22 protein-coding genes are annotated in these 23,357 nt (G+C 68.4%); 11 read left to right on the forward strand and 11 right to left on the reverse strand.

Going from position 1 to position 23,357, the window contains the following annotated elements:
• The 8 genes from HWY37_RS13545 to HWY37_RS13580 all read right to left on the reverse strand — a co-directional run bounded on the left by HWY37_RS13545 (window position 1) and on the right by HWY37_RS13580 (window position 8,746).
• On the reverse strand, window positions 1-1,980 hold the full coding sequence (locus HWY37_RS13545; RefSeq protein ID WP_246302292.1) for an FUSC family protein: 1,980 nt from the start codon (window positions 1,978-1,980) through the stop codon (window positions 1-3).
• Between the two features lie 25 nt (window positions 1,981-2,005).
• Window positions 2,006-2,488, reverse strand: coding sequence for a YbaK/prolyl-tRNA synthetase associated domain-containing protein (locus tag HWY37_RS13550; protein ID WP_175211128.1), 483 nt, complete (start codon window positions 2,486-2,488; stop codon window positions 2,006-2,008).
• 93 nt (window positions 2,489-2,581) lie between these two features.
• Window positions 2,582-3,301, reverse strand: a complete 720-nt coding sequence (locus HWY37_RS13555) for a response regulator transcription factor (protein WP_175211130.1) — start codon at window positions 3,299-3,301, stop codon at window positions 2,582-2,584.
• A 132-nt stretch (window positions 3,302-3,433) separates the two neighbouring features.
• Window positions 3,434-4,939 carry an efflux transporter outer membrane subunit gene (locus HWY37_RS13560; protein ID WP_176088847.1) on the reverse strand — a complete coding sequence of 502 codons (1,506 nt, stop codon included), beginning with the start codon at window positions 4,937-4,939 and terminating at the stop codon, window positions 3,434-3,436.
• Between the two features lie 6 nt (window positions 4,940-4,945).
• Window positions 4,946-6,091, reverse strand: a complete 1,146-nt coding sequence (locus HWY37_RS13565) for an ABC transporter permease (protein WP_175211846.1) — start codon at window positions 6,089-6,091, stop codon at window positions 4,946-4,948.
• On the reverse strand, window positions 6,088-7,062 hold the full coding sequence (locus tag HWY37_RS13570; RefSeq protein WP_176088848.1) for an ABC transporter ATP-binding protein: 975 nt from the start codon (window positions 7,060-7,062) through the stop codon (window positions 6,088-6,090). Before HWY37_RS13570 ends, HWY37_RS13565 begins: the two co-directional genes overlap by 4 nt.
• Window positions 7,059-8,027 (reverse strand): HlyD family secretion protein, encoded by a 969-nt coding sequence (locus tag HWY37_RS13575; RefSeq protein ID WP_176088849.1) that lies wholly within the window; start codon window positions 8,025-8,027, stop codon window positions 7,059-7,061. Before HWY37_RS13575 ends, HWY37_RS13570 begins: the two co-directional genes overlap by 4 nt.
• A 2-nt stretch (window positions 8,028-8,029) precedes the next feature.
• Window positions 8,030-8,746, reverse strand: coding sequence for a TetR/AcrR family transcriptional regulator (locus tag HWY37_RS13580; protein WP_176088850.1), 717 nt, complete (start codon window positions 8,744-8,746; stop codon window positions 8,030-8,032).
• Window positions 8,747-8,914: 168 nt separating this feature from the next.
• Between HWY37_RS13580 and HWY37_RS13585 the strand changes: the two genes are divergently transcribed.
• The 3 genes from HWY37_RS13585 to HWY37_RS13595 all read left to right on the forward strand — a co-directional run bounded on the left by HWY37_RS13585 (window position 8,915) and on the right by HWY37_RS13595 (window position 11,404).
• On the forward strand, window positions 8,915-9,964 hold the full coding sequence (locus tag HWY37_RS13585) for an NADP-dependent oxidoreductase (protein ID WP_176088851.1): 1,050 nt from the start codon (window positions 8,915-8,917) through the stop codon (window positions 9,962-9,964).
• Window positions 9,961-10,641 (forward strand): type 1 glutamine amidotransferase domain-containing protein, encoded by a 681-nt coding sequence (locus HWY37_RS13590; RefSeq protein ID WP_176088852.1) that lies wholly within the window; start codon window positions 9,961-9,963, stop codon window positions 10,639-10,641. The genes HWY37_RS13585 and HWY37_RS13590 overlap by 4 nt, the downstream gene beginning before the upstream one ends.
• 163 nt (window positions 10,642-10,804) lie before the next feature.
• The gene (locus HWY37_RS13595) at window positions 10,805-11,404 is read left to right on the forward strand and encodes an HD-GYP domain-containing protein (RefSeq protein ID WP_176089082.1); all 600 of its coding nucleotides are present in this window, start codon (window positions 10,805-10,807) and stop codon (window positions 11,402-11,404) included.
• 60 nt (window positions 11,405-11,464) lie between these two features.
• On the opposite strand, the gene HWY37_RS13600 is transcribed toward HWY37_RS13595, so the two are convergent.
• Complete coding sequence (locus HWY37_RS13600; RefSeq protein ID WP_176088853.1) at window positions 11,465-13,063, reverse strand: glycerol-3-phosphate dehydrogenase/oxidase; 1,599 nt, start codon at window positions 13,061-13,063, stop codon at window positions 11,465-11,467.
• Between the two features lie 5 nt (window positions 13,064-13,068).
• A complete protein-coding gene (locus HWY37_RS13605) occupies window positions 13,069-13,860 on the reverse strand; it encodes a DeoR/GlpR family DNA-binding transcription regulator (RefSeq protein WP_013394120.1) in 792 nt (263 codons plus the stop codon).
• Between the two features lie 210 nt (window positions 13,861-14,070).
• On the opposite strand from HWY37_RS13605, the gene HWY37_RS13610 reads away from it, so the two are divergent.
• The 6 genes from HWY37_RS13610 to HWY37_RS13635 all read left to right on the forward strand — a co-directional run bounded on the left by HWY37_RS13610 (window position 14,071) and on the right by HWY37_RS13635 (window position 20,126).
• Window positions 14,071-15,156, forward strand: a complete 1,086-nt coding sequence (locus tag HWY37_RS13610; protein WP_176088854.1) for an ABC transporter ATP-binding protein — start codon at window positions 14,071-14,073, stop codon at window positions 15,154-15,156.
• Window positions 15,156-16,244, forward strand: coding sequence for an ABC transporter ATP-binding protein (locus HWY37_RS13615; protein ID WP_175205500.1), 1,089 nt, complete (start codon window positions 15,156-15,158; stop codon window positions 16,242-16,244). The genes HWY37_RS13610 and HWY37_RS13615 overlap by 1 nt, the downstream gene beginning before the upstream one ends.
• On the forward strand, window positions 16,241-17,131 hold the full coding sequence (locus HWY37_RS13620) for a carbohydrate ABC transporter permease (protein ID WP_175205501.1): 891 nt from the start codon (window positions 16,241-16,243) through the stop codon (window positions 17,129-17,131). The genes HWY37_RS13615 and HWY37_RS13620 overlap by 4 nt, the downstream gene beginning before the upstream one ends.
• Window positions 17,124-17,936: a carbohydrate ABC transporter permease gene (locus HWY37_RS13625; protein WP_175205502.1), complete on the forward strand. Its 813-nt coding sequence runs from the start codon at window positions 17,124-17,126 to the stop codon at window positions 17,934-17,936. The genes HWY37_RS13620 and HWY37_RS13625 overlap by 8 nt, the downstream gene beginning before the upstream one ends.
• A 28-nt stretch (window positions 17,937-17,964) precedes the next feature.
• Window positions 17,965-18,273, forward strand: a complete 309-nt coding sequence (locus tag HWY37_RS13630; protein WP_175205503.1) for a DUF2160 domain-containing protein — start codon at window positions 17,965-17,967, stop codon at window positions 18,271-18,273.
• Window positions 18,274-18,395: 122 nt separating this feature from the next.
• A complete protein-coding gene (locus HWY37_RS13635) occupies window positions 18,396-20,126 on the forward strand; it encodes an ABC transporter substrate-binding protein (protein WP_176088855.1) in 1,731 nt (576 codons plus the stop codon).
• 115 nt (window positions 20,127-20,241) lie between these two features.
• Here HWY37_RS13635 and HWY37_RS13640 read toward each other — a convergent pair whose 3' ends face one another.
• Entirely contained in the window at window positions 20,242-21,144 is a 903-nt protein-coding gene (locus HWY37_RS13640) for a LysR family transcriptional regulator (protein WP_176088856.1), read from the reverse strand.
• Window positions 21,145-21,254: 110 nt separating this feature from the next.
• On the opposite strand from HWY37_RS13640, the gene HWY37_RS13645 reads away from it, so the two are divergent.
• Window positions 21,255-22,250, forward strand: a complete 996-nt coding sequence (locus HWY37_RS13645; protein WP_176088857.1) for a Bug family tripartite tricarboxylate transporter substrate binding protein — start codon at window positions 21,255-21,257, stop codon at window positions 22,248-22,250.
• 43 nt (window positions 22,251-22,293) lie between these two features.
• A complete protein-coding gene (locus HWY37_RS13650; protein ID WP_176088858.1) occupies window positions 22,294-23,346 on the forward strand; it encodes an Ldh family oxidoreductase in 1,053 nt (350 codons plus the stop codon).
• Window positions 23,347-23,357: the final 11 nt, after the last annotated feature.

The following is a 23,357-nucleotide window of genomic DNA, read 5'->3' on the forward strand; positions in this document are numbered from 1 at the left end:
TCAGACCTGATTGGGGGATTTGTCGGGTGCGGCCTTGCCTGGCTCTGCGGCGAAATCCGGGCCGGCCAGCGCGGCGCGCAAGGCTTCGAGCTGGGCCGCCACGTCGCGCAGCGCGGGCGATGGCGAGGCGATGGCGGCGGACGGCATAGCTTCGCCTTGCGCGACCGCGGCGCTCATCTGATGCAGCGAGGCCGCCAGTTGTGCCAGTTCCGCCGGCGTGGGCGCGGGCTGACCGGGGGGCAGCGACCAGGCGGTGTCGGAGATGGCGTTGGCGACGCGTTCCAGCGCCACCTCCACCGGCCACCAGGCCAGCGCGCGGTGGCTGACCAGGCGCGGTTCGGACAGGCCGCGCTGCAAGGCGATGCGCAGGTCGGACAGGCGCGCGTAGGCGCTGGCGCGCAGGTCGTGGCGGCTGGCAGGATCGGCCTGGAACACCGTGTTCAGATAGGCGGCCAGCGTGTCCATGGCGGCCGCGACCGCATTGTCCAGGTTGCCGCGTTCGATGCGTATCCAGGGCAGGTAGCCCACCAGCAGCACGATGCCCGCGGCCACGCCCACGTCGATCAGCCGCGCCAGCGCGATGGGCCAGCTGCCCGGCTGCAGCGCGCCGATCAGCAGCATCAGGATGGGCAGCAGGATCGCCGAGAACAGGCCGTAGTTGCGCCGCACCGACCAGGGCAGGAGCGACGCCAGCGCCGCCACGGTCAGCAGGCTGACGATGCCGTTGCGGTCCAGCGCCAGCACGGTCGCGCTGATCGCCACGCCCACCACGCTGCCCGCGCAGCTTTGCAGCGCGCGCGCGAACACCGAGCCGAAGTTGGGCTTGAACACCACCACCACGATGAGCGGCACCCAGTACGAGCGCGGCAGCGACGCCGCCAGCGCCACGGCTTCCGCGGCGACCAGGCACAGGCCCAGCCGTACCAGGTAGCGCAGCGTGGTCGGCCCGGGCCGGTAGGTGCGCGCCAGCACGCGCCAGGGCGTGCGAGGCCGCGCGGGCGGCAGGCCGGCGAAGGCGTCGGCCTCGGACAGCTTGCCGCCGTCCAGCAAGGGCTGTACTTGGGTCAACGCATCGGCCAACTGGTCCATGCCTGCCTGCCGCAGGGTGGCGATGTCCTCGCGCGGATCGGGCGTGGCGTCGTTTTCGACGCGATCGGCCAGCCGGTTCATGACGCGCGCGCAGTCCCTCGGCAGCGCGCGCCCGGCGCGGGCCAGCGCCAGGGCGGCATTGGTCAGCGGCGTGCAGGCCTGCAGTTGCGCGGCCAGGCGCGCCAGCCGGGGTGAGGGTCCCGCCGCCGCGCGGCGGGCGGCCAGCACGGTGTCGTAGGCGGTGGTCATGGCGGCTTCCATGTCGCGCCGCGCGCTCATGGTGCGCGAAGTGCCGATGGCCGCGAACATGGCCGCCAGCTTGCGGTAGGCCATCGCCACCGCGGCGCGTTCCGGCGCGATCGGATTGACCACCCAGCCGCTCAAGGTCAGCGCCAGGCCGAACAGGCCGCCCGCGCCCACCAGCACCGAAGGCAGCCAGGGCGGCAGCGTGGTGGTCAGGCTGGCGCCCACGATGACGTAGACGGCGAACTGCAGCGTGGCGACGGCGGCGATGTTGTTGAAGGTGCCGACCAGGCTGGCCGCCAGCACCAGCAGGGTCATGGCGGCGGAGGTCCACAAGCCGTGCCCGGCCACCAGCACGCCCAGGAAGTAGCCCAGCGCGCCGCCAAACACGGTGGAGCCGATGGACAGCGCGCGGTTACGGTAGGGGCCGCCGTTGTCGCCGGTGATGGCGGGCAGCGCGCCCAGCGCGACCAGGGCGGCTGCCGCGCTCTGGTCCAGCGCCAGTCCAACGGCCGAGGGCAGGCCGATGGCCAGGGCGGCGCGCAGCGCCACCCAGCGGCTGACGGGCGAGGGCTCCATGTGCGCCAGGCTCATCAGCCAGCGCATGTTGGAGCCGCGCGCGAGGTGCTTCATCGAAGGGCGGAACACGGCGGCCTCATGGCGCGGCCCGGCATCAGGCCTTGATCAGCGGCGCCTCTTCGGGCGCGGCCAGCCGGAAGTAGTCTTCCGTGTTCAGGAGGATGGAGGCGTCCAGGCGGCCGGCGTTGAACACGATTTCACCGTGGCGTTCACGCAGGCTGGGGTCCACCAGCAGATGCAGTTCGGGATTGAAGGTGAAGGGCGGAATGGCGCCGATCTCGCATCCGGTCAGCTCGCGCGCCAGGTCCTGTGAGGCCAGCGAGGCCTTCTTGCCGCCCGCCGCGCGCGCGATCGCGTCCAGGTCGGCCTGCTTGTCGGCCGGGAACACGGCCAGCACGTTCTTGCGCTGGTTGGAGGATATCTTCACGCGGCAGACCAGCGCCTTGGCGCCCTGGCTGACCTCGGTGCCGCGGATCGCCGCGACCTCGACGGAGCGGCCGGCCGCGGGGTGTTCGATCAGGCGGTAGCGGGCCTGGTTCCGGGCCAGCAGGTCTTGCAGGCGTTCGTAGACTTCCATGTCGGGCGCGAAAAGGTAGGGACTGCGGGCGGCGGCCGGAAGTCGGCCCCGTAGGGCGCATGATACGCCCGCCGATGGTGGCGCAGCCGCGCCTCAGATTTCGCCGGTGAAGGCGTAGCCCCAGCCCCACACGGTCCGGATGGGCAGCTCGACGTTCAGCTCCTGCGCCTTGCGCCGCAGGCGGCTGACCACCACGTCAGTGCGCCGCATGGAATCGCGGCCGCCTTGCGGGTCCAGGCCCGGCGGGTCGGCGCGCGGCAGCCGCTTGTCGGCCGAGGCGGTGAGCTTGAGCAGGAATTCACGTTCGGCCAGGGTCAGCGCCAAGCGGGCGCCTTGCGGGCTCACCAGGGTCCAGGCGGCGTCATGGAACTGCCATTTGCCGGCGGCCTCGCCCGCGGCGGCGGGCGCCGGGCGCGGCTCCGCGTCCGCGGCGCGCCTGCCGGGAGCGGGAATGCGGCGCACCAGCGCCTGCAGCGCCGCGGCGATCTCGGCGGTGCCCACGTCGGATTGCAGGCAGACGTCCGCGCCGCAATGCAGGCCCAGGATGCGGTTCTCGGGCGTGTCGAAGGTGGAGACGGCGACAATGCCGGCGGTGGTGTCCATGGCGCGCAGGCCGGCCACGGCCATGCAGAGGTCGGACAGCTCCGCTTCCATGACCAGCAAAGGGGTGCGGCGGGCCTGGAACAGGCGGAACAGGTTGTTGGAGTCTTCGCACGGCCGGGGCGAGAACCCCATTTCGGCCAGCGCCTCGCCGCGCCGCGCGCGTACCGCGGCGTCGGGAGAGAAGACGATCAGGTCTAGTAGGTCATTCATGAATCGATGTGATCTGTGCAGCATGAGCGCATGCATGATGCATCGGTTACAGCGATTTCCTAAACCTCGCACAACGCCATTTTCTGACCCGAATTCTCGGACATGGTTACAGGGGATGAGCCGGCTGCACCGTCATGGTGCGTCGCCGGGCGTTGCGGCATCCATCGCGGGCGGTTCGTTCCACCAGCCGCCGCCCAGCGCCTGCAGCAGCGCGGCGGTATCGGCATGGCGCGCCGCGTCGGCGGCGGTGCGCGCGATGCGCGTCTGCAGCAGCTGGCGTTGGCTGTCCAGCAGGCTCAGGTGGCTGATGCCGCCGGCCTGGTAGCGGCCTTGGGCGATGCGCTCGGCCTCGTCGGCGCGGCGCCAGGCCTCGTCGCTGGCCTGGAAGGCGTCGCCGTCCGTTTGCACGGCGCGCAAGGCGTCGGCGACCTGGCGGAAACCGTCCAGCACCGTCTGCCGGTAGCCGGCGGCCGCGGCGTCGTAGGCGGCTTGGGCCGAGCGCGTGCGCGCGCGCAGTTCGCCGCCATGGAACAGCGGCTGCACCAGCCCCAGCCCCAGGCTCCAGACGTTCAGCCCGTTGGACAGGTCGCCCACGCGCGTGCGCTGCGAGCCGAAGCTGGCCGTCAGGGTGAACTGCGGATACTGGTTGGCGACCGCCACGCCGACGTTGGCGGAAGCCTGGTGCCACAGCGCTTCGGCCGCCAGGATGTCCGGGCGCTGGCGGGTCAGCGCCGAGGGCACGCCGACGGGCACGTCGGCCGGCAGCGTCAGGTCGGCCAGCCGCAGCGGCGCGGAAGGCAGGTCGGCGGGCGCCAGGCCCAGGTAGGCCGCGAGCTGATGCGTGGCCTGCGCCAGCTGGTATTCCAGCGGCGGCAAGGTCGCCCGCGTCTGCGCCACCAGCAGTTCCTGGTTGCGCAGGTCGGCCTGGGAGATGCCGCCCGCCAATTGGCGCTGGCGCATGATGTCCTGCTGGCGTTCCTGCGCCGCCAGCAGTTCCCGCGTGCCGGCCAGGCGTTCGTTCAGGTCGGCCTGGCGGATGGCGGCGGTGACCACGTTGGCGGCCAGCGACATGCGCGCGGCCTGCAACTCATGCGCCTGGTAGTCGACTTGCGCGGCCAGTCCCTCCAGCGCGCGGCGGTTGCCGCCGAACACGTCCAGCGTGTAGGAGACGTCGATGGAGGCGTTGTAGAGCGTGAAGGGCGGAGGCTGCTCGGCCACCGGCACGCCGAAGGCCGCGGGGTCCACCTTCTGCCGCGTCGCCGACAGCTTGGCGTCGACCGAAGGCAGCATGCGGCCACCGGTTTCGGCGTTCAGGTCCTCGCTGGCCTGGCGCAGGCGCGCGCGGGCCTGCTCCAGCGTGGGGCTGGTCTGCAGCGCCTGCCGCACCAGCTGGTCCAACGCGTCGGAACGGTACAGCCGCCACCATTGCGCGGGGATGTCGACGCCGGCCTGCAGGCGTTGCGCGCCGGCATCCGCGGCGGCTGCGCGCGGCGAGGCGTAGGCGTCGACCTGCGGCGGCGCCGGGCGTTCGAAGTCCGGTCCGACCGCGCAGCCCGCAAGCAGCGCGCACAGGACCGCGGCGGCCACGCGCGAGGGCGCGGCGGCGAACGGGAAAGGCAAGGGCGTGGGGCGGGGCATGGCGGTTCAATCCAGGGTGCGGCGGTAGAACTTCACGGCGGCGGTCATGACGATGACGGTGAACACCAGCAGTGGCCAGATGCTGGGCCACAGGTCCCACCAGCCGTTGCCCTTGAGCAGGATGCCGCGGATCAGCCGGTTGAAATGCGTCAGCGGCAGCAGGTTGCCCAGGTACTGCGCCCACATCGGCATGCCCTGGAACGGGAACATGAAGCCGGACAGCAGCATGTTGGGCAGGAAATAGAACATGGTCAGCTGCATGGCCTGCAACTGGTTCTGGGCCAGCGACGACAGGGTGATGCCCACCGTCAGGTTGGCGGCCACGAACACCAGCGCCGATAGGTACACGGCCAGCAGCGAACCCAGGAACGGCACATGGAAGACGAAGTGCGCGGCCAGCAGGATGATGCTGGACTGGATCAGGCCGATGGCGATGTAGGGCACGATCTTGCCCGTCATCACTTCGATGGGCCGCACCGGCATCGCCAGCAGGTTTTCCATCGTGCCGCGTTCGCGCTCGCGCGTCATGGCGAGGCCGGTCATCATCACCAATGTCATGGTCAGGATCACGCCCATCAGGCCTGGCACGGTGTTGTACTGCGAGATCTGCTCTTCGTTGTAGAGCTGGTGCACCAGCACGTCGAACGGCGGCTGGCCGCCGGCCAGGCCGGCCAGCGGTCCGGTCAGGTCCTTCTGCGCCACCGCTTGCGACAGTTGCGTGGCCGCGCCTATGGCCAGCCCGGTCGCCATGGGGTCGGTGGCGTCGGCCTCGATCAGCAGCGCGGGGCGTTCGCCGCGCAGCAGCTTGCGGCTGAAGTCCGGCGGTATGGTCAGGACGAACAGCACGCGGCCCTGGGCCAGCGCGGTGCGTCCCGCCTCTTCGTTGTCCAGTTCCTCGATGATGTGAAAGTAGTCCGAGGATTTCATCGCCGCGACGAAGCTGCGCGTGAAGGGGCTGTGGTCCGCGGTAATGACCGCGGTGGGCATCTGCTTGGGGTTCGTGTTGATGGCGTAGCCGAACAGCGCCAGCTGCATGATGGGCAGGCCCACGATCATGCCGAAGGTGATGCGGTCGCGGCGCAGCTGCAGGAACTCCTTGAGCACCATGCTCCACCAGCGCGACCAGGAAAAGCCTTGCAGATGGCGCATCATGGCGGGCTCGCGAAGTTGTCGGTGGAGCGGTTCATCAGGTAGATGAAGACGTCCTCCAAGCTGGTGTCGATGCGCTCCAGGCCCAGGTCCTGGCCGGCGATGGCCTCCCTGAGCGTGCGTTCCAGCAGCGCCGCGTCGCGGCCGCTGACGTGCAGCGCGGAACCGAAGGCCACGGTCTGGTCCACGCCCGGCGCGCCGCGCAGGCGCTGCGCCAGCGGCACCAGGTTGTGGCCGTGGATGGCCCAGGTGGTCAGGTCCTGTTCGGCGATGACGTCCTCGGCCGTGCCCTGCGTCAGCAGCCGGCCGTACGAGATGTAGGCCAGCTTGTGGCAGCGCTCGGCCTCGTCCATGTAGTGGGTGCTGACCAGCACCGAGATGCCGCGCGCCGCCAGCTCATGCAGCTGCTCCCAGAAGTCGCGCCGGGCCGTCGGGTCCACGCCGGCCGTGGGTTCGTCCAGCAGCAGCAGCTTGGGCTTGTGCAGCAGGCAGGCCGCCAGGGCCAGCCGCTGCTTCCAGCCGCCGGACAGGGAGCCCGTCAGCTGGCCCGCGCGGCTTTGCAGCCCCAGGTCTTCCAGCGCGCGCTCCACGGTCGTGCGGCGCTCGGGCATGCCGTACATGCGCGCCACGAAATCCAGGTTCTCGCGTATGGTCAGGTCATCCCAGTAGGAGAACTTCTGCGTCATGTAGCCCACGTGCCGCTTGATCTGCGCGCTGTCGCGCAGGATGTCGAAGCCCAGGCAGGTGCCGCTGCCCGAATCCGGCGTCAACAGGCCGCACATGAGGCGGATGCAGGTGGTCTTGCCGCTGCCGTTGGGCCCCAGGAAGCCGAAGATCTCGCCTTCGCGCACCTGCAGCGACACGTCGTTGACGACGTGCTTGTTGCCGAAGCGCTTGTTCAAGCCGTGCACGTCGATGACGTACTGGCCGGCGGACGCTTGGGGGGCGGGCGGCGCGGCGGCGGGCGCGTTCATTGCAGCACCGCCTCCACCGGCTGGCCGGGATGCAGCCGGGTGGCGGCCTCGGGCGCGGGTCGGGCCTGCACCATGTAGACCAGCTTGCTGCGGCTTTCGCGGCTGTAGATGACCGGCGGCGTGTACTCGGCCTGGGCCGAGATGTAGTCGATGCGTACGGGGATGGGATCGCCGCAGGCGTCGCAGCGCACGCTTGCCTGCTGGCCCACCTTGAGCGCGCCCAGGGCCGTTTCCGGCACGAAGAAGCGCACCTTGATATTGCCCGGCGGCAGCAGACTGACCACCGGACTGCCCGCGGGCACCCATTCGCCGACGCGGTACAGCGTGTCGAAGACCAGTCCCGCGGCCGGCGCGGTCAGGCGTTTCTGCGCCAGCGTCCACTCCGCCTGGGCCAGCGCGGCCTTGGCCGCGTCCACCTGCGCGGCCTGGGCGCGGCGCTGGTCATCGCGGCCGGGCAGGCGCGCCACTTCCAGCTGGGCCTGCAATTCGCGCACCCGCGCCGCGTCCGACTGCGCCTGCTCGCGGCTGTCGTCCAGTTGCGCGCGGGCGATGCCGCCGATGCGGAACTGGTCGGTGTCGCGCCGCAGCTGCGCGGCCGAACGGCGGCTGGCGGCCTCGGCCTGCGCCAGCTGGGCGCGGGTCACGTCCACTTCGGGCGGACGCTTGCCGGTGGCGATGTCTTCCTCCTGGGCCACGGCCGCGGCCAGCTGCGCGCTGGCCTGGTCGCGCGCGGCGGTTTCGCGCGTGGCCTCCAGCGAGAACAGGGGGGCGTCGGCCGCCACCTGCTGGCCGCGCCGCACCGGCAGTTCGGCCAACCGGCCGGGCTCGGAGGACGCGACGTAGACGTACTCGCCTTCGGCATAGCCCTGGTAGAAGGCGCCGTCGTCCTTGCCGCAACCGCCCAGGGCAAGCAGGGCCAGCGCGCAAGCGGGCAGGGGGCGGCGCAGGGCGGAAGGGATGCGCATGATCAGCGTCCTGGGGTGGCGGAAGTCGGGGCGGGCGCGGAGAACAGGCCGCCGGTGAGCATGGCGATGGCGTGGGCCGCTATCGCGTGGCTGTCTATGGCTTGCGGCTGCGCGGCGTCCTGCAGCACGCGGCGCCACAGGCCGGAGGTGGCCAGCGGCAGCAGGGTCAGGCCCAGGACGGAAAGAAAGACCAGGCGCGGCTCCACGCCCGGGGTGATGGCGCCAGCGCGCTGGCATTCGGCGATGAGGCCGATGAAGGCTTGCAGGCGGTCGGCCGGCAGATGGCGCAGCACGCGCTCGCGCAACTGGCCGCCTTCGTTGACGACCTCGTGCAGCCACAGGCCGGGTAGCCAGGGCCGCTCGGCCGCGCTCTGCACCAGCCGGCCGACGACTTCGGCGATGAAGGCGCGCGCGGCCTCCGCCGGATCCGCCGGAGGCTGTTGCGCCTGCGGCAGCGGCGACCAGACGTAGCCGATGACCGGCACGATGCGTTCCAGCACCACCGCGTCGATCAGCTGGTCGCGGCTCTTGAAGTAGTAATGCACCATCGCCGTGGTGACGCCGGCGCGTTGCGCGATGTGCGTGAGAGTGGTTGCCGCGACGCCCTGGGCCGCGAACAGGCCGGTGGCGATGTCCAGCAGATTGGCGCGGGCGGCGGCATTGTCGGGACGCGGCGGGCGGCCGGGCCGGCGGGAGGGAGCGGTAGGAGCGGAACGCATGTTGTGCATCTTAATTAAATTATTAATTAATTAAAAGAGGGGCGGCCTTCAGGGTTACGCGGCGGATGCGCCGGCTTAGATGGTGTAATTGGTCGGAACCCCCCCATCCCGCCGCCCGGGCCGTGCCCGCAGCCCTCGGGCGGCTTCCTTGCAGGAGGCTGGACCGTCATGCCGCAATCGTCTTCCATCAACCGCCGCATCGTGCTTGCCGCGCGCCCGCAGGGCGAGCCGGCCGACAGCGATTTCCGCCTGGAAACCGGCGAGGTGCCCCAGCCCGGCCCCGGCCAGGTGCTGTTGCGCACCGTGTACCTGTCGCTCGATCCGTATATGCGCGGCCGCATGAGCGACGCGCCGTCCTATGCCGAACCCGTGCAGGTCGGCGCGCCCATGGTGGGCGGGACGGTGACCCGGGTCGAGGCCTCCAACCGCCCAGATTACCGACCGGGCGAGTGGGTGCTGGCGCAGTCCGGCTGGCAGGACTATGCCGTGTCGGACGGCAGCGGCCTGCTGCGCCTGGGGCCTGATCCCGAGCATCCGTCCTATTCGCTGGGCGTGCTGGGCATGCCAGGCTTCACCGGCTACATGGGCTTGCTGGACATCGGCCAGCCCAAGGCCGGCGAAACCGTGGTGGTGGCCGCGGCCAGCGGCGCGGTGGGGGCGGTGGTCGGGCAGATCGCCAAGATCCACGGCTGCAAGGTGGTGGGCATTGCCGGCGGCGCCGACAAGTGCCGCTATGCGGTCGAGGAGCTGGGCTTTGACGATTGCCTGGACCACAAGGCGCCCGACCTGCCGGGCCGGCTGGCGCGCGCCGTGCCGCAAGGCATCGACGTGTACTTCGAAAACGTGGGCGGCGCGGTCTTCGACGCGGTGCTGCCGCTGCTGAATCCGCGCGCGCGGGTGCCGGTGTGCGGGCTGATCTCCGCCTATAACGCCACCAGCCAGCCCCAGGGGCCGGACCGCCTGGGACTGCTGATGCGCACCATCCTGACCAAGCGGCTCAAGGTGCAGGGCTTCATCATCTTCAACGAGTACGCGCACCGCTACGGCGAATTCCGCGAGGCGATGGAAGGCCTGATCAAGCAAGGCCGCATCAAGTACCGCGAAGACGTGGTCGAAGGGCTTGAGAACGCGCCGCGCGGCCTGATCGGGCTGCTCAGGGGCGAAAACGCCGGCAAGCGCATCGTGCGCGTCGGCCCGGACGAAAGGAGCGCCACATGAACATCCTGATCGTGCTGACTTCCCACGACACGCTGGGCAACACCGGCCGCAAGACCGGCTTCTGGCTGGAGGAATTCGCCGCGCCGTACTATGCGTTCCTCGATGCGGGCGCCACGCTCACGCTGGCTTCGCCGGCGGGCGGCCAGCCGCCGCTGGATCCCAAGAGCGACGATCCCGACGCGCAGACCGACGACACGCGCCGCTTCCGGCAGGATCCGCAGGCGCAGCAGCAACTGGCCGCCACGCTGCCGCTGGCGCAGGTGCAGGCCGCCGACTACGACGCCGTCTTCTATCCTGGCGGCCATGGCCCGCTATGGGACCTGGCGGAAGATCCGAAATCGGTTGCGCTGATCGAAACCATGCTGGCCGCGGGCAAGCCCGTGGCCGCCGTATGCCATGCGCCCGGCGTGCTGAGGCACGCCAAGACCGCCGACGGCAAGCCGCTGGTGCAGGGCAGGCAGGTGACGGGTTTTTCCAACGCGGAAGAGGCGGCGGTGCAATTGAGCGACGTGGTGCCGTTCCTGGTCGAGGACGAACTGAAGCAGCTGGGCGGGCTATACACCAGCGGTCCTGACTGGCAGCCGCACGTGGTCAGCGATGGCCTGCTGGTCACGGGCCAGAATCCGGCCTCGTCCGTGGGCGTGGCCAACGCCTTGCTGGAACGCCTGAAAGACTGACCCGCGCAGCCCGGCCCCGGCTTCGTGTCACGCGCGCGGACGGGGCAGGGCCTGCATCGCCGCAATGAACTCCATCTGATTGGCAAGAATCGCTGAGCAATGTGTCAGAATTGCGACCTTTTGCTACGGCGCAACGCGGTGTTTACGGCCTTGCGCGATGACGATGCCTCCAGACGTACCCGAATATCCAGAAGGCTCCTGCGTGGCGGCCTTGTTCGCCGCCATGCGGGCGCGCGATGCGGCCACCGGCCGCCATTCCGAAAGAGTCGTTGCACTGAGCGTGGCCCTGGCCCGGGCCTGCGGCCTGCCGGAATCCGAACAGGAGGCGGTCGCCGTCGCCGCCAGGCTGCACGACATCGGCAAGATCGGCACGCCGGACCGCGTGCTGTATTCCCCCAAGCGGCTGGACAAGGACGACTGGGAAATCATGAAGGCGCACGCCGCGGCCGGCGCCGACATCATCATGCACAGCGATATCCCGCAGCGCGAACTGATCGCGCAAGCGGTGCGCCATCATCACGAACACTACGACGGTTCGGGCTATCCGGCCGGTCTCTCGGGCGAGACCATTCCGCTGCATTCGCGCATCATCTCGCTGGCCGATTCCTATGACGCCCTGGGCGATGCGCGTCCGTACCACCCCGCGCGCACGCATGCGGAGATCCTGCGCATCATGAACCAGGAGGCCGGCGCAAAATGCGATCCGGCGCTGTTGCGCACGTTCGAAGCGATGATCCAGAAGAGCCCGCTAAGGGTTCCGTAGAAGAGGGCAGCGCGAGAGGACCCGCTGTCCTCAAGCGCAACCCATCGAGATCCGGCCGCGTTATTTCAGCCGGTAATTCGCCGCCACCACCGCCAGGTCCTGCAGCGTGCGCTGCTGCCAGGCGGCGTCATGACCCAGCTCTTCGGCCAGGATGCGGGCCACTTCGGGCGCCGCCAGCATGGCGGCTTCGCTGTCCAGGAACAGGGCGCGGTTGCGCCGCGCCAGCACGTCCTCGGCGCTGCGCGCCAGTTCGTAGCGGGCGGCGAAGCGCACATGCGCTTCGGACAGGCCGCTGCTCTTGACCAGCATGCGGTCCGCGCCCGGCAACGCCTTCAGGGCGGGCAGGTCGCTGCCGTAGTAGCTGTCCGGCGTGCCGGCATGCTCCTGCGACGGCGCCAGGCCCGCCGCGCCATGCAGCGGCAGCGATTCGGTGCGGCAGCTGGCCTGCGTCAGCAACTGGTGCTGGATCGCCGTGTCCACCACGTCTTGCGCCATGCGTCGGTAGGTGGTCCATTTGCCGCCGGTGACGGTCACCAGGCCGGCCTTGGACACCAGGATCGTGTGCTCGCGCGAGAGCGACTTGGTGGAGGCTTCGCCCGTGGCCTTGACCAGCGGACGCAGCCCCGCCCAGACGCTGGTGACGTCGTCGCGCGTGGGCTTGCGGCTGAGATAGCGCGCCGCGGTGCTCAGGATGAAATCCACGTCCTGCGCGCCAGCCTGCGGATCCAGCGGCAGGTCGTCGCGCGGCGTGTCGGTGGTGCCGACGATGGTGTGGCCGTTCCATGGCACCACGAACAGCACGCGGCCGTCGTCGGTCTTCGGAATCAGGATGGCGCGCTTGCCCGGCAGGAAATCCTGCGGCAAGGTCAGGTGCACGCCCTGGCTGGGTGCGACCATGGTCTGCGCGTTCTTGTCTTCCATGCGCCGCACCGCGTCGACCCAGACGCCGGTGGCGTTGACCACGCAGCGCGCGCGTAGCGTGAAGCTGGCGCCGCCGATCGCGTCTTCGGCGGTCACGCCGTCGACCTTGCCGCCGGTCATGGTCAGGCCGGTGGCGCGCATGTAGTTGACCGCGGTGCCGCCCAGGTCGAACAGCGTGCGCATCAGGCTGACCGCCAGGCGCGCATCGTCGAACTGGCCGTCGTAATACAGCACGCCGCCCTTGAGGTTCTTGCCCTGCACGTTCTCGGCCAGGGTGGGCGCGTTGGCCAGCGTGTCGCGGCGCGACAGCCAGCGGCTGGGCGACAGGTTCAGCTTGCCGGCCAGCATGTCGTACATCTTCAGGCCGATGCCGTAGAAGGGCTGGTCGAACAGGTTGTAGGCCGGCACCACGAAGCCCAGCGGCCACACCAGGTGCGGCGCGTTGCGGTTGAGCAGGCCGCGTTCATGCAGCGCTTCGCGCACCAGGCTGACGTTGCCTTGCGCCAGGTAGCGCACGCCGCCGTGCACCAGCTTGGTGGCCTTGCTGGACGTGCCCTTGGCGAAGTCCGCGCCTTCGATCAGCAGGGTGCGATAGCCGCGCGAGGCGGCATCGACGGCGGTGCCCAGGCCCGTGGCGCCGCCGCCGATGACGATCACGTCCCAGGAATGCGTGTTGTCCAGCGTGTTCAGGAGACGGTTGCGGTCGGGCGGGGCGACGGAGGCTAGCGGTTGGTTCATGGGATTCAAGGTGTTTGCTTCAAGGTGTTCGGGGCTGCCGCGACATCGCAGCGCACGCCGGCGTCCAGCAGGACCTGGGCCAGCGGCTCTTGCGGATGCGCATCGGTAAAGAACCGGTCGATTTGCGAGATGTGCGCCAGTTCCACCATGGCCTGGCGCTTGAATTTGCTGCTGTCGGCGGCCAGCCAGACTTCGCGCGACTGTTCGATGATGGTGCGCGCCACGCGCACTTCGCGGAAGTCGTAGTCGCGCAGCGTGCCGTCGGCCTCGATGCCGGAAATGCCGATCAGGCCGATATCGACCTTGAACTGGCGGATGAAGTCCATGGTGGCTTCGCCGACGATGCCGCGGTCGCGCGAACGCACCACGCCGCCGGCCACGATGACTTCGCAGTCCGGGTTGTCCGAAAGAATGTCCGCGACGTGCAGATTGTTGGTGATGACGCGCAGGCCGCGGTGGCGCAGCAGGGCGCGCGCGATGGCCTCGGTGGTGGTGCCGATGTTCAGGATCAGCGAACAGCCGTCGGGCACGGCGCGCGCCACGGCTTCGGCGATGCGTTGCTTGCCGGCCGCGTGCAGACCCTGGCGCTTGCGGTAGGCGATGTTCTCGATGGTCGACGCTTCGATGCGCACGCCGCCATGGAAGCGCGACAGCAGGCCGGCTTCGGAGAGGATGTTGACGTCCCGCCGCACGGTTTGCAGCGTGACGTCAAAGCGCTTGGCGAGTTCCTCGATCGAGGCCGAGCCTTGGGCTCGCACCATCTCGATCAAGGCGCTCTGTCTGGGGTTCAGTGTCATGTTCACATCATAAAACAACAAAAGCGAAAAATATTGTCGCACTGCAAGATTGTTTTTTGTTCGCTTCTTGAGTAAAACGCACAAAAAACGAAAGCTATCTGAAAGAGTATGCTCATCCTGCCGTTCGCTCGAAGGCAGGCCGAGCCGCTGTACCGAATACCGAAGTTCGCCCGATTAATCAGGGACGTATTGGTAGGTAGAGGAGACCAGATGCAGCTGAACCTGGACAGGATAGGTTTGCGAGCCGGCTCGCAGACGCACCTGTATCCCATGAGCCTGGCCCCGGTGGCGGGCGCCATGACGGTGTTGCTGGGGGCCACCCTGGCGGGCAAGACCTCGCTGATGCGCATCATGGCCGGGCTGGACCGGCCCACCGAGGGCCGGGTGCTGGCCGACGGCGTCGACGTGACCGGCGTGCCGGTACGGCAGCGCAACGTCGCCATGGTGTACCAGCAGTTCATCAACTATCCGTCCATGTCGGTCTACGACAACATCGCCTCGCCGCTGAAGCTGCGCGGGGCGGGGGACATCCGCGAAACAGTCCGATCCATGGCAGCGCGGCTGCACATCGATCATTTGCTGGAACGCTATCCCGCCGAGCTGTCCGGCGGGCAGCAGCAACGGGTGGCGCTGGCGCGGGCCCTGGCCAAGGACGCGCCGCTGATCCTGCTGGACGAACCGCTGGTCAACCTGGACTACAAGCTGCGCGAGGAATTGCGCGACGAGCTTTCGGAATTGTTCGCCGAGGGGCGTTCCACGGTGGTCTATGCCACCACCGAACCGGGCGAAGCCCTGTTGCTGGGAGGCCACACGGCCGTGCTGGACGCCGGCGAGCTGCTGCAATACGGACCGACCGCCGAGGTCTTCCACCGGCCCAATTCCATCCGGGTGGCGCGCGCCTTCAGCGATCCGCCCATGAACCTGTTCCCGGCCCGCCGCACGGCATCCGGCTTCGTGCTGCAGGGCGAGCTGGCGGTGGAGCGCGCGCTGCCGCAGGACGCCGGCGCGGAGCTCACCGCCGGCCTGCGCGCCGGCGCCCTGGACGTGGAGCCGCGGCCTGGCCACATCGGCCTGCCCGGCGTGGTGAAGCTGGCCGAGATCTCCGGGTCCGACACCTACGTGCATGCGCGGACGGCAGCGGGCGACGTGGTGGCGCAGCTGCCCGGCGTCCACCGCTACACGCTGGATCAGCGCCTGCAGCTGTACTTCGATCCGGCCCAGACCTACGCCTTCGGCGCGGGCGGCGCGCTGCTGGCGGCGCCGCGGCAGCCGGCGGGCGCGGGGGAGGCGGGCTGATGGCGCAGATCGAGCTGGACCTGTCCCATTCCTACGTCGCGCATCCCAAGAACGACGAGGACTACGCGCTGCTGCCGCTGTCATTCACCTTCAAGGATGGCGGCGCCTATGCCTTGCTCGGGCCCTCGGGCTGCGGCAAGACCACGCTGCTGAATTGCGTGTCCGGGCTGCTGCGGCCCTCGCATGGCCGCATCCTGTTCGACGGCCAGGACGTCACGGACAAGACGCCGCAGGCGCGCAACATCGCCCAGGTGTTCCAGTTTCCGGTGGTGTACGACACCATGACGGTTGCCGAGAATCTGGCCTTCCCGCTGCGCAATCGAGGCATGGCGCCCAAGCTCATCCGCGAGCGGGTCGGCCGCATCGCCGAAATGCTGGAAATGTCCGCGGTGCTGGACCGCCGCGCCAGCGGCCTGACGGCGGACGCCAAGCAGAAGATCTCGCTGGGCCGCGGGCTGGTGCGCAGCGACGTGTCGGCCATCCTGTTCGATGAACCGCTGACCGTCATCGACCCGCAGCTCAAATGGGAACTGCGGCGCAAGCTCAAGGAAATCCACCACGAGTTCAAGCTGACCCTGATCTACGTCACGCACGACCAGACCGAGGCGCTGACCTTCGCCGACCAGGTCATGGTGATGGCGCGGGGCCGCGCCGTGCAGGTGGGCTCGGCGGACGACCTGTTCGAGCGGCCGGCGCATACCTTCGTGGGCCATTTCATCGGCTCGCCCGGCATGAACTTCCTGCCGGCGCAATGGCGCGACGGCGGCCTGGAAGTCGGCCGCAGCAGGGTGGCGGGCCTGGCGGAACCAATGGCGGCCACGCTGGCCGGCGCGGGGCCGGTGAAGCTGGGCGTGCGTCCGGAGTACCTGCGCATCGCCGAGCCGGGCGCGCCCGGCGCCGTGCCCATGCGCGTGGACCGCGTGCAGGACGTGGGCACGTACACACTGCTGGTGGCGGATTTCGAGGGCACGCCCGTGCGCGCCAGGTTGGGCAGCAACGTGGTCCCGGCCACGGCCGGCGGCACGGTCTGGTTGTCGGTGCTGAATCCGCACACCTGCTTCTACCGCGACGAGGAGCTGATCCGATGAAACCCATAGATCACCGGGCCTGGTTCCTGGTCCTGCCCGTGGTGCTGTGCGTGGCCTTCTCGGCCATCCTGCCGCTGATGACCATCGTCAATTACTCGGTGCAGGACATCATCTCGCCCGAGCGCCGCGTGTTCGTCGGCACCGAGTGGTACGCCGCCGTGCTGCAGGACGAGGAGCTGCACGGCGCCTTGTTCCGCCAGATCGGCTTTTCGCTGGCGGTGCTGGCCATCGAGATCCCGCTGGGCATCCTGCTGGCGCTCTCCATGCCCGCCAGCGGCTGGCGCGCCTCCGCGGTGCTGGTGATCATCGCGCTGTCGCTGCTGATCCCGTGGAACGTGGTTGGCACCATCTGGCAGGTGTTCGGCCGCAGCGATATCGGCCTGCTGGGCGCGGCATTGCACTGGCTGGGCGTGGACTACAACTACACCGGCAACGACGTCGACGCCTGGGTCACGGTACTGGTCATGGACGTCTGGCACTGGACGCCGCTGGTGGCGCTGCTGTGCTATGCGGGCCTGCGCGCCATTCCGGACGCCTACTACCAGGCCGCCCGCATCGACGGCGCCTCGCGCCTGGCGGTGTTCCGCTACATCCAGCTGCCCAAGATGCGCGGGGTGTTGATGATCGCGGTGCTGCTGCGCTTCATGGACAGCTTCATGATCTACACCGAGCCCTTCGTGCTGACGGGCGGCGGTCCGGGCAATGCCACCACCTTCCTGTCGCAGTACCTGACGCAGAAGGCGGTGGGGCAGTTCGACCTGGGGCCGGCGGCCGCGTTCTCCATCATCTATTTCCTGATCATCCTGCTCCTGTGCTTCATTCTCTACAACTGGATGCAGCGCGCCGGCACCACCGGCGGCTTCGACGAGGAGCGCGCAAATGCGTGAGAAAAATTCCCGCTGGCGCGGCGTCTTCCTGACCCTGTACCTGGTGTTCGCCATCCTGCCGCTGTACTGGATGCTGAACATGTCGTTCAAGACCAATACCGAGATCGTCAGCACCCTGACGCTGTGGCCGCGCGACTTCACCCTGGAGCACTACCGCACCATCTTCACGGATCCGGCCTGGTATTCCGGCTACATCAATTCGCTCATCTACGTGGTCATCAACACGGTGATCTCGCTGGCCGTGGCGCTGCCGGCGGCCTACGCGTTCTCGCGCTACCGCTTCATCGGCGACAAGCACGTGTTCTTCTGGCTGCTGACCAACCGCATGACGCCGCCGGCGGTGTTCCTGCTGCCGTTCTTCCAGCTCTACAGCTCCTTCGGCCTGATGGATACGCACCTGGCGGTGGCGCTGGCGCACCTGGTGTTCAACGTGCCGCTGGCGGTGTGGATCCTGGAGGGCTTCATGTCCGGCGTGCCGCGCGAGATCGACGAGACCGCCTACGTGGACGGCTATTCCTTCCCGCGCTTCTTCCTGACGATCTTCCTGCCCCTGATCAAGTCGGGCGTGGGCGTGGCGGCGTTCTTCTGCTTCATGTTCAGCTGGGTTGAACTGCTGCTGGCGCGCACGCTCACGTCCGTCAACGCCAAGCCCATCGTCGCCACCATGACCCGCACCGTGTCGGCCTCCGGGATGGACTGGGGCGTGCTGGCGGCGGCGGGCGTGCTGACCATCGTGCCGGGCGGCATCGTCATCTGGTTCGTGCGGCACTACATCGCGAAGGGTTTCGCGATGGGCCGCGTGTAGCGACTGCGGATTCCAGGAGGGCTGCGCCATGTTCAGCTGGATGGTATGGACCACACCCGTCGCCGTGTTCTTTTCCTGCATCGTCCTGATGCTGGTCGGCATGACGCTGTGGGAACTGAAAGCGCCCACGGTGGAGCGCAAGGGCTTCCTGCCCCTGCGCACCACCCGCGGCGATCGTCTCTTCATCGGCCTGATGGCCGCGGCCTGGCTCAACCTGGCGTTCCTGGGGTTCGGCCAGAAGGCGACGGAATGGTTTTCCCTGGATGAGCCGCCATCGGTATGGATCAGCTTCATCGTCTCCATGCTGCTGCTCGCGCTCATCGTGCGTAAGGGGTAAGGGCAGAAGAGGGGCGCAGACCCCTCGCGTATTCAAGCAGTGGTCAAGGACTATCGGCCAGCATCTTCCCCGGCCAGCGGTCCGCAGCAAACGATGGGGAAGACTTATCGAGGAGACAGGTCATGAAATTGCGCATGCACGCCATGGCGGCCGCCATCGCTCTGATCGGGACTTCGGCCGCCTGGGCCGGCGAGCCGGAGGCGACGAAGTGGGTCGATTCGGAGTTCCAGCCTTCATCGCTGTCCAAGGACCAGCAGATGGCCGAAATGAAGTGGTTCATTGAAACGGCCGCCAAGCTCAAGGCCAAGGGAGTGAATGAAATCAGCGTGGTGTCCGAGACCATCACCACGCACGAGTACGAGTCCAAGACGCTGGCCAAGGCGTTTTCCGAGATCACCGGCATCAAGGTCAACCACGACCTGATCCAGGAAGGCGACGTGGTCGAGAAGCTGCAGACCTCCATGCAGTCCGGCAAGTCCATCTACGACGGCTGGATTTCCGATTCCGACCTGATCGGCACGCACTACCGCTATGGCGCCATCCTGCCCCTGTCCGACTACATGGCCGGCGCGGGCAAGGAATGGACCAACCCCAATCTGGACCTGAAGGACTTCATCGGCACCAAGTTCACCACCGCGCCCGACGGCAAGCTCTACCAGCTGCCCGACCAGCAGTTCGCCAACGTCTACTGGTTCCGCGCCGACTGGTTCGCGCGGCAGGACCTGAAGGACAAGTTCAAGGCCAAGTACGGCTACGAACTGGGCGTGCCCACCAACTGGTCCGCCTATGAAGACATCGCCGACTTCTTCTCCAACGACGTCAAGGAGCTGGACGGCAAGAAGGTCTATGGCCACATGGACTACGGCAAGAAGGACCCGTCGCTGGGCTGGCGCTTCACCGACGCCTGGCTGTCCATGGCCGGCGCCGCCGACAAGGGCCTGCCCAACGGCATGCCGGTGGACGAGTGGGGCATCCGCGTGGCCGACGACAAGTGCACCCCGGTGGGCGCATCGGTCGCGCGCGGCGGCGCCACCAACAGCCCGGCCGCGGTCTACGCCCTGACCAAGTACGTGGACTGGATGAAGAAGTACGCGCCGCAGCAGGCCATGGGCATGACGTTCTCGGAGTCCGGTCCGGTGCCCGCCCAGGGCCAGATCGCCCAGCAGATCTTCTGGTACACGGCCTTCACCGCCGATATGACCAAGAAGGGCCTGCCGGTCGTCAACGAGGACGGCACGCCCAAGTGGCGCATGGCGCCGTCGCCCTACGGCCCGTACTGGAAGGACGGCATGCAGAACGGCTACCAGGACGTGGGCTCCTGGACCTTCTTCAAGTCCACCAACCCGGACAAGATGGCGGCGGCCTGGCTGTACGCCCAGTTCGTCACGTCCAAGACGGTGTCGCTGAAGAAGTCCATCACCGGCCTGACCTTCATCCGCGACAGCGACATCCACAGCGACTTCTTCACCAAGAACGCGGCCAACTACGGCGGCTTGATCGAGTTCTACCGCAGCCCCGCCCGCGTGGCCTGGACGCCCACCGGCAACAACGTGCCGGACTACCCCAAGCTGGCCCAACTGTGGTGGAAGAACGTCGCCACCGCCGTCACCGGCGAGAAGACCCCGCAGGCCGCCATGGACAACCTGGCCAATGAAATGGACCAGGTCATGGCGCGGCTCGAACGCGCCGGCATGGCGCAATGCGCGCCCAAGCTCAATGCCAAGAGCGATCCGAGCAAGTGGCTTTCCGACCAGCATGCGCCGTGGAAGAAGCTGGGCAACGAGAAGCCCAAGGGCGAGACGATCGCCTATGAAAAGCTGCTGGATGCTTGGAAGGAGGGCAAGGTGAGGTAAGGGGCTGCAAGCCCTGGAAAAAGCGCCGCTTTCCAGCGGCGCTTTTTTTCGGGGAATGTTACGGACGCCGTGCGTGAAACGGCATGCGAAGAAAGCTCGCGACGGCCAGTTCAGTTCAAGCATCCTGCCGCGCGCCGACCCGGGCCGCCAGCAGATCGTAGAACAGCTTGGCCACGGGATTGATCTCCTTGCCGCGGCAATGGATCAATCCTATGGTCCGGGTGATTGCCGGCTCGCGCAGCGGCACGCTGGCCAGGTCGGCGTGTTCCCCGGCCGGCATGGCCAGCCGCGGCACGACGCCCACGCCCAGGCCCGCCTCGACCATGCTGACCAGCGCCGGCACGTGCTGGACTTCGCAGAAATGGCGGGGGCGCACGCCGCTGTGCGCCAGCGCCTGGTCTATCAGGAAGCGGTTGCCGCTGCCCTGGGCCAGGCTGATGTAGGGATAGGCGTGCAGGTCCGCCCAGGTCACCGACTCCCTGGCCGCGAACGGGTGCTGGCGGCTGACCGCCGCCACGAAGGGTTCTTCCAGCAGCGGCTTGAACTCGATGTCGGCGTCGTTCGCGCCTATGTAGGTCAGGCCGAAGTCGGCGTCGCCGCGGGCGACGGCGGTCAGGATCTGCGACGAGGACTCGTCGATGATGCGGATGCGTATGCGCGGATATTGCTCGTGGTAGCTGCGGATCACGCCGGGCAGGAAATAGGCCACCGCGGAAGGCACGCAAGCGATGGTGACCAGGCCGGACAGGCGCTCGGCCACGTCCTGTATCCCGACCAGGGCGCTTTCCAGTTCATTGAGCACATTGCGCGCTCGCGGCACGAAGCCGCGGCCTATGGTGGTCAGCTCGACCTTGCGGGTGGTGCGCGTCAGCAGCTGCACGCCTAGCGCCGCCTCCAGCTTGTCGGCGCGGCGCGACAGGGCGGATTGGGAAAGGTGCAGGGCTTCAGAGGCGGCGCGGAAGCTGCCCAGGTCGGCGACCGCCAGGAAGGCGCGCAAATCGGCCAGGTCGAATTTCATGCGTTTTCGTCAAGAATTGATCTAATTTTTGCACTTTACTCTATTGTGCGCGCTGCGCATCATGTCTCCCAAGCCGCCCCTAGCGCGGCATGCACCAGGAGACTAGCCCCATGATTCGCGTCCGCCGCCTGCGCCGGCAAATTGCCCTTGCGTTGGCCTGCACCCCATTGATGTTGCTGGCGCCGCCGGCCGTCCACGCCGAAGGCGATTGGCCGCAACGCCCGATCCGGCTGCTGGTGCCTTATGGGCCGGGCGGCAGTTCCGACGTGGTGGCGCGCGCCGTCGCCGTGGAAATGTCGCGCGATCTGGGCAAGCAGGTCATCGTCGAGAACAAAGGGGGCGGGCAGGGCATGATCGCCACGGTGGAAGCGGCGCGCGCCGCGCCCGACGGCTACACGCTGATCCTGGGCCACGTGGGCACGCTGGCCGTGAACCCGTCCATGGTGGACAAGCTGCCGTACGACCCGCGCCGCGACTTCGCGCCCATCGTGCTGCTGGCCAAGCTGCCCATGGTGTTCGCCGTGGGCGGCAAGGTGCCGGCGAAGACGCTGCCCGAGTTCGTGGCCCTGGCGCGCGCCCGTCCGGGATCGCTCAACTACGGATCCGCCGGCAACGGCAGCGCGGGGCATCTGGCGTTCGAGATGCTGAAGACGGCGACCGGCATCGACGTGGTGCACGTGCCGTACAAGGGCACGGGCGCCCAGGTGACCGACTTGCTGGCCGGCAACATCGACGCCGCCGCCGCGGGTACCCCCGGTCTGCTGCCACACGCGCAGGCCGGCAAGATCCGCATCGTTGCCGTCGGATCGGAGCGGCGGCTGCCGGTCCTGCCCGACGTGCCCACCGTGGCGGAGCAGGGCTATCCGGGCTTCGAAAGCTCGCAGTGGTTCGGCCTGCTGGCGCCCGCCGGCACGCCGGCCCCCGTCATCGAGCGTCTGCATCAGGCGGCAGTCAAGGCATTGCAGACGGATTCCGTGCGCGAACGCCTGGCCCACGACGCGAGCGAGGCGTCCGGCGCCGGCCCGGCCGAGTTCGCCGCCTTCATCGACGCCGAAGAGAAGCGCTGGGGGCAGGTGGTGCGCAGCGCCCGCCTGTCGGCCGAATGATCCATTTTTCACGAGTCCCACTTTCCATCCGAGAAGCACAGTCATGAGCAGCCAAAAGCAGGACCCCGTACACATCGCCGAAGAGGAACTGACCCGCCTGGGATTACGCGCGTTCGAAAGCCTGGGGCTGCCTCCCCAGGATGCCGCCGACGTGGTGCAGGTGTTGGTGCTGGCCGACCTGTTCGGCCTGTCCACCCACGGTCTCAGCCGCATCGAATCGTATGGCGAGCGCCTGCAGGTGGGCGGCATCAATCCCCGCGCCCGCATCCGCGTGGAGCGTCCCGCACCCGGCCTCTGCCTGGTCGACGGCGACAACGGCGTCGGTCCGCTGGTGGGCATGCATGCCCTGCGCGCGGCCATGAATGCCGCAAGCGAATGCGGAGTGGGCATGGCGTTCGCGCGCCAGAGCAACCATTTCGGTCCCATCTCGCCCTATGGCCTGATCGCGGCGCAGGCGGGTTACGCCAGCATCATCGGCAGCAACGCCACCACCACCATCGCGCCCTGGGGCGGCACCGATGCGCGGGTGGGCAACAGCCCGATCGGCTTTGCCGTGCCGAATCCGGACGGCGCCCACTTCCTGCTGGACATGGCCATGAGCGTGGTGGCCCGCGCCAAGATCCGCAATGCCTTGAAGGCGGGCCAGGATATTCCGGATACCTGGGCCACCGACGCGGCTGGCCGGCCGACCACCAGCCCCAAGGAGGCGCTCGATGGTTTTCTGCTGCCCATAGGTGGACACAAGGGCTATGGCCTGGCGTTGATGGTGGACCTGTTCGCGGGCCTGCTGTCCAACGCGGCCTACCTGACGCATGTGAAGTCCTGGGTGGATGCGCCCGACCAGCCGCAGAACCTCGGCCACTTCTTCCTGCTGATCGACACCCGCAAGCTGGGTTCGACGCAATGGCTGGCCGAACGCATGAACGACTTCGCGCGGATCCTGCACGGCAGCGCCGCGGCGGATCCGGCGCGGCCGGTGATCCAGCCGGGAGAAATCGAACTGGCCAAGATGGCGCGGCAGAAAGAGCAAGGCATCGCGCTGGACGCCGATGTCCTGGCGCTGCTGCGCCGCCACGCGGACGCCAAGCCGGCCTGATGCCGGCCCGG

Origin of the sequence: Achromobacter anxifer (assembly GCF_903652925.1) — a bacterium.
Classification (GTDB): domain Bacteria; phylum Pseudomonadota; class Gammaproteobacteria; order Burkholderiales; family Burkholderiaceae_B; genus Achromobacter; species Achromobacter anxifer.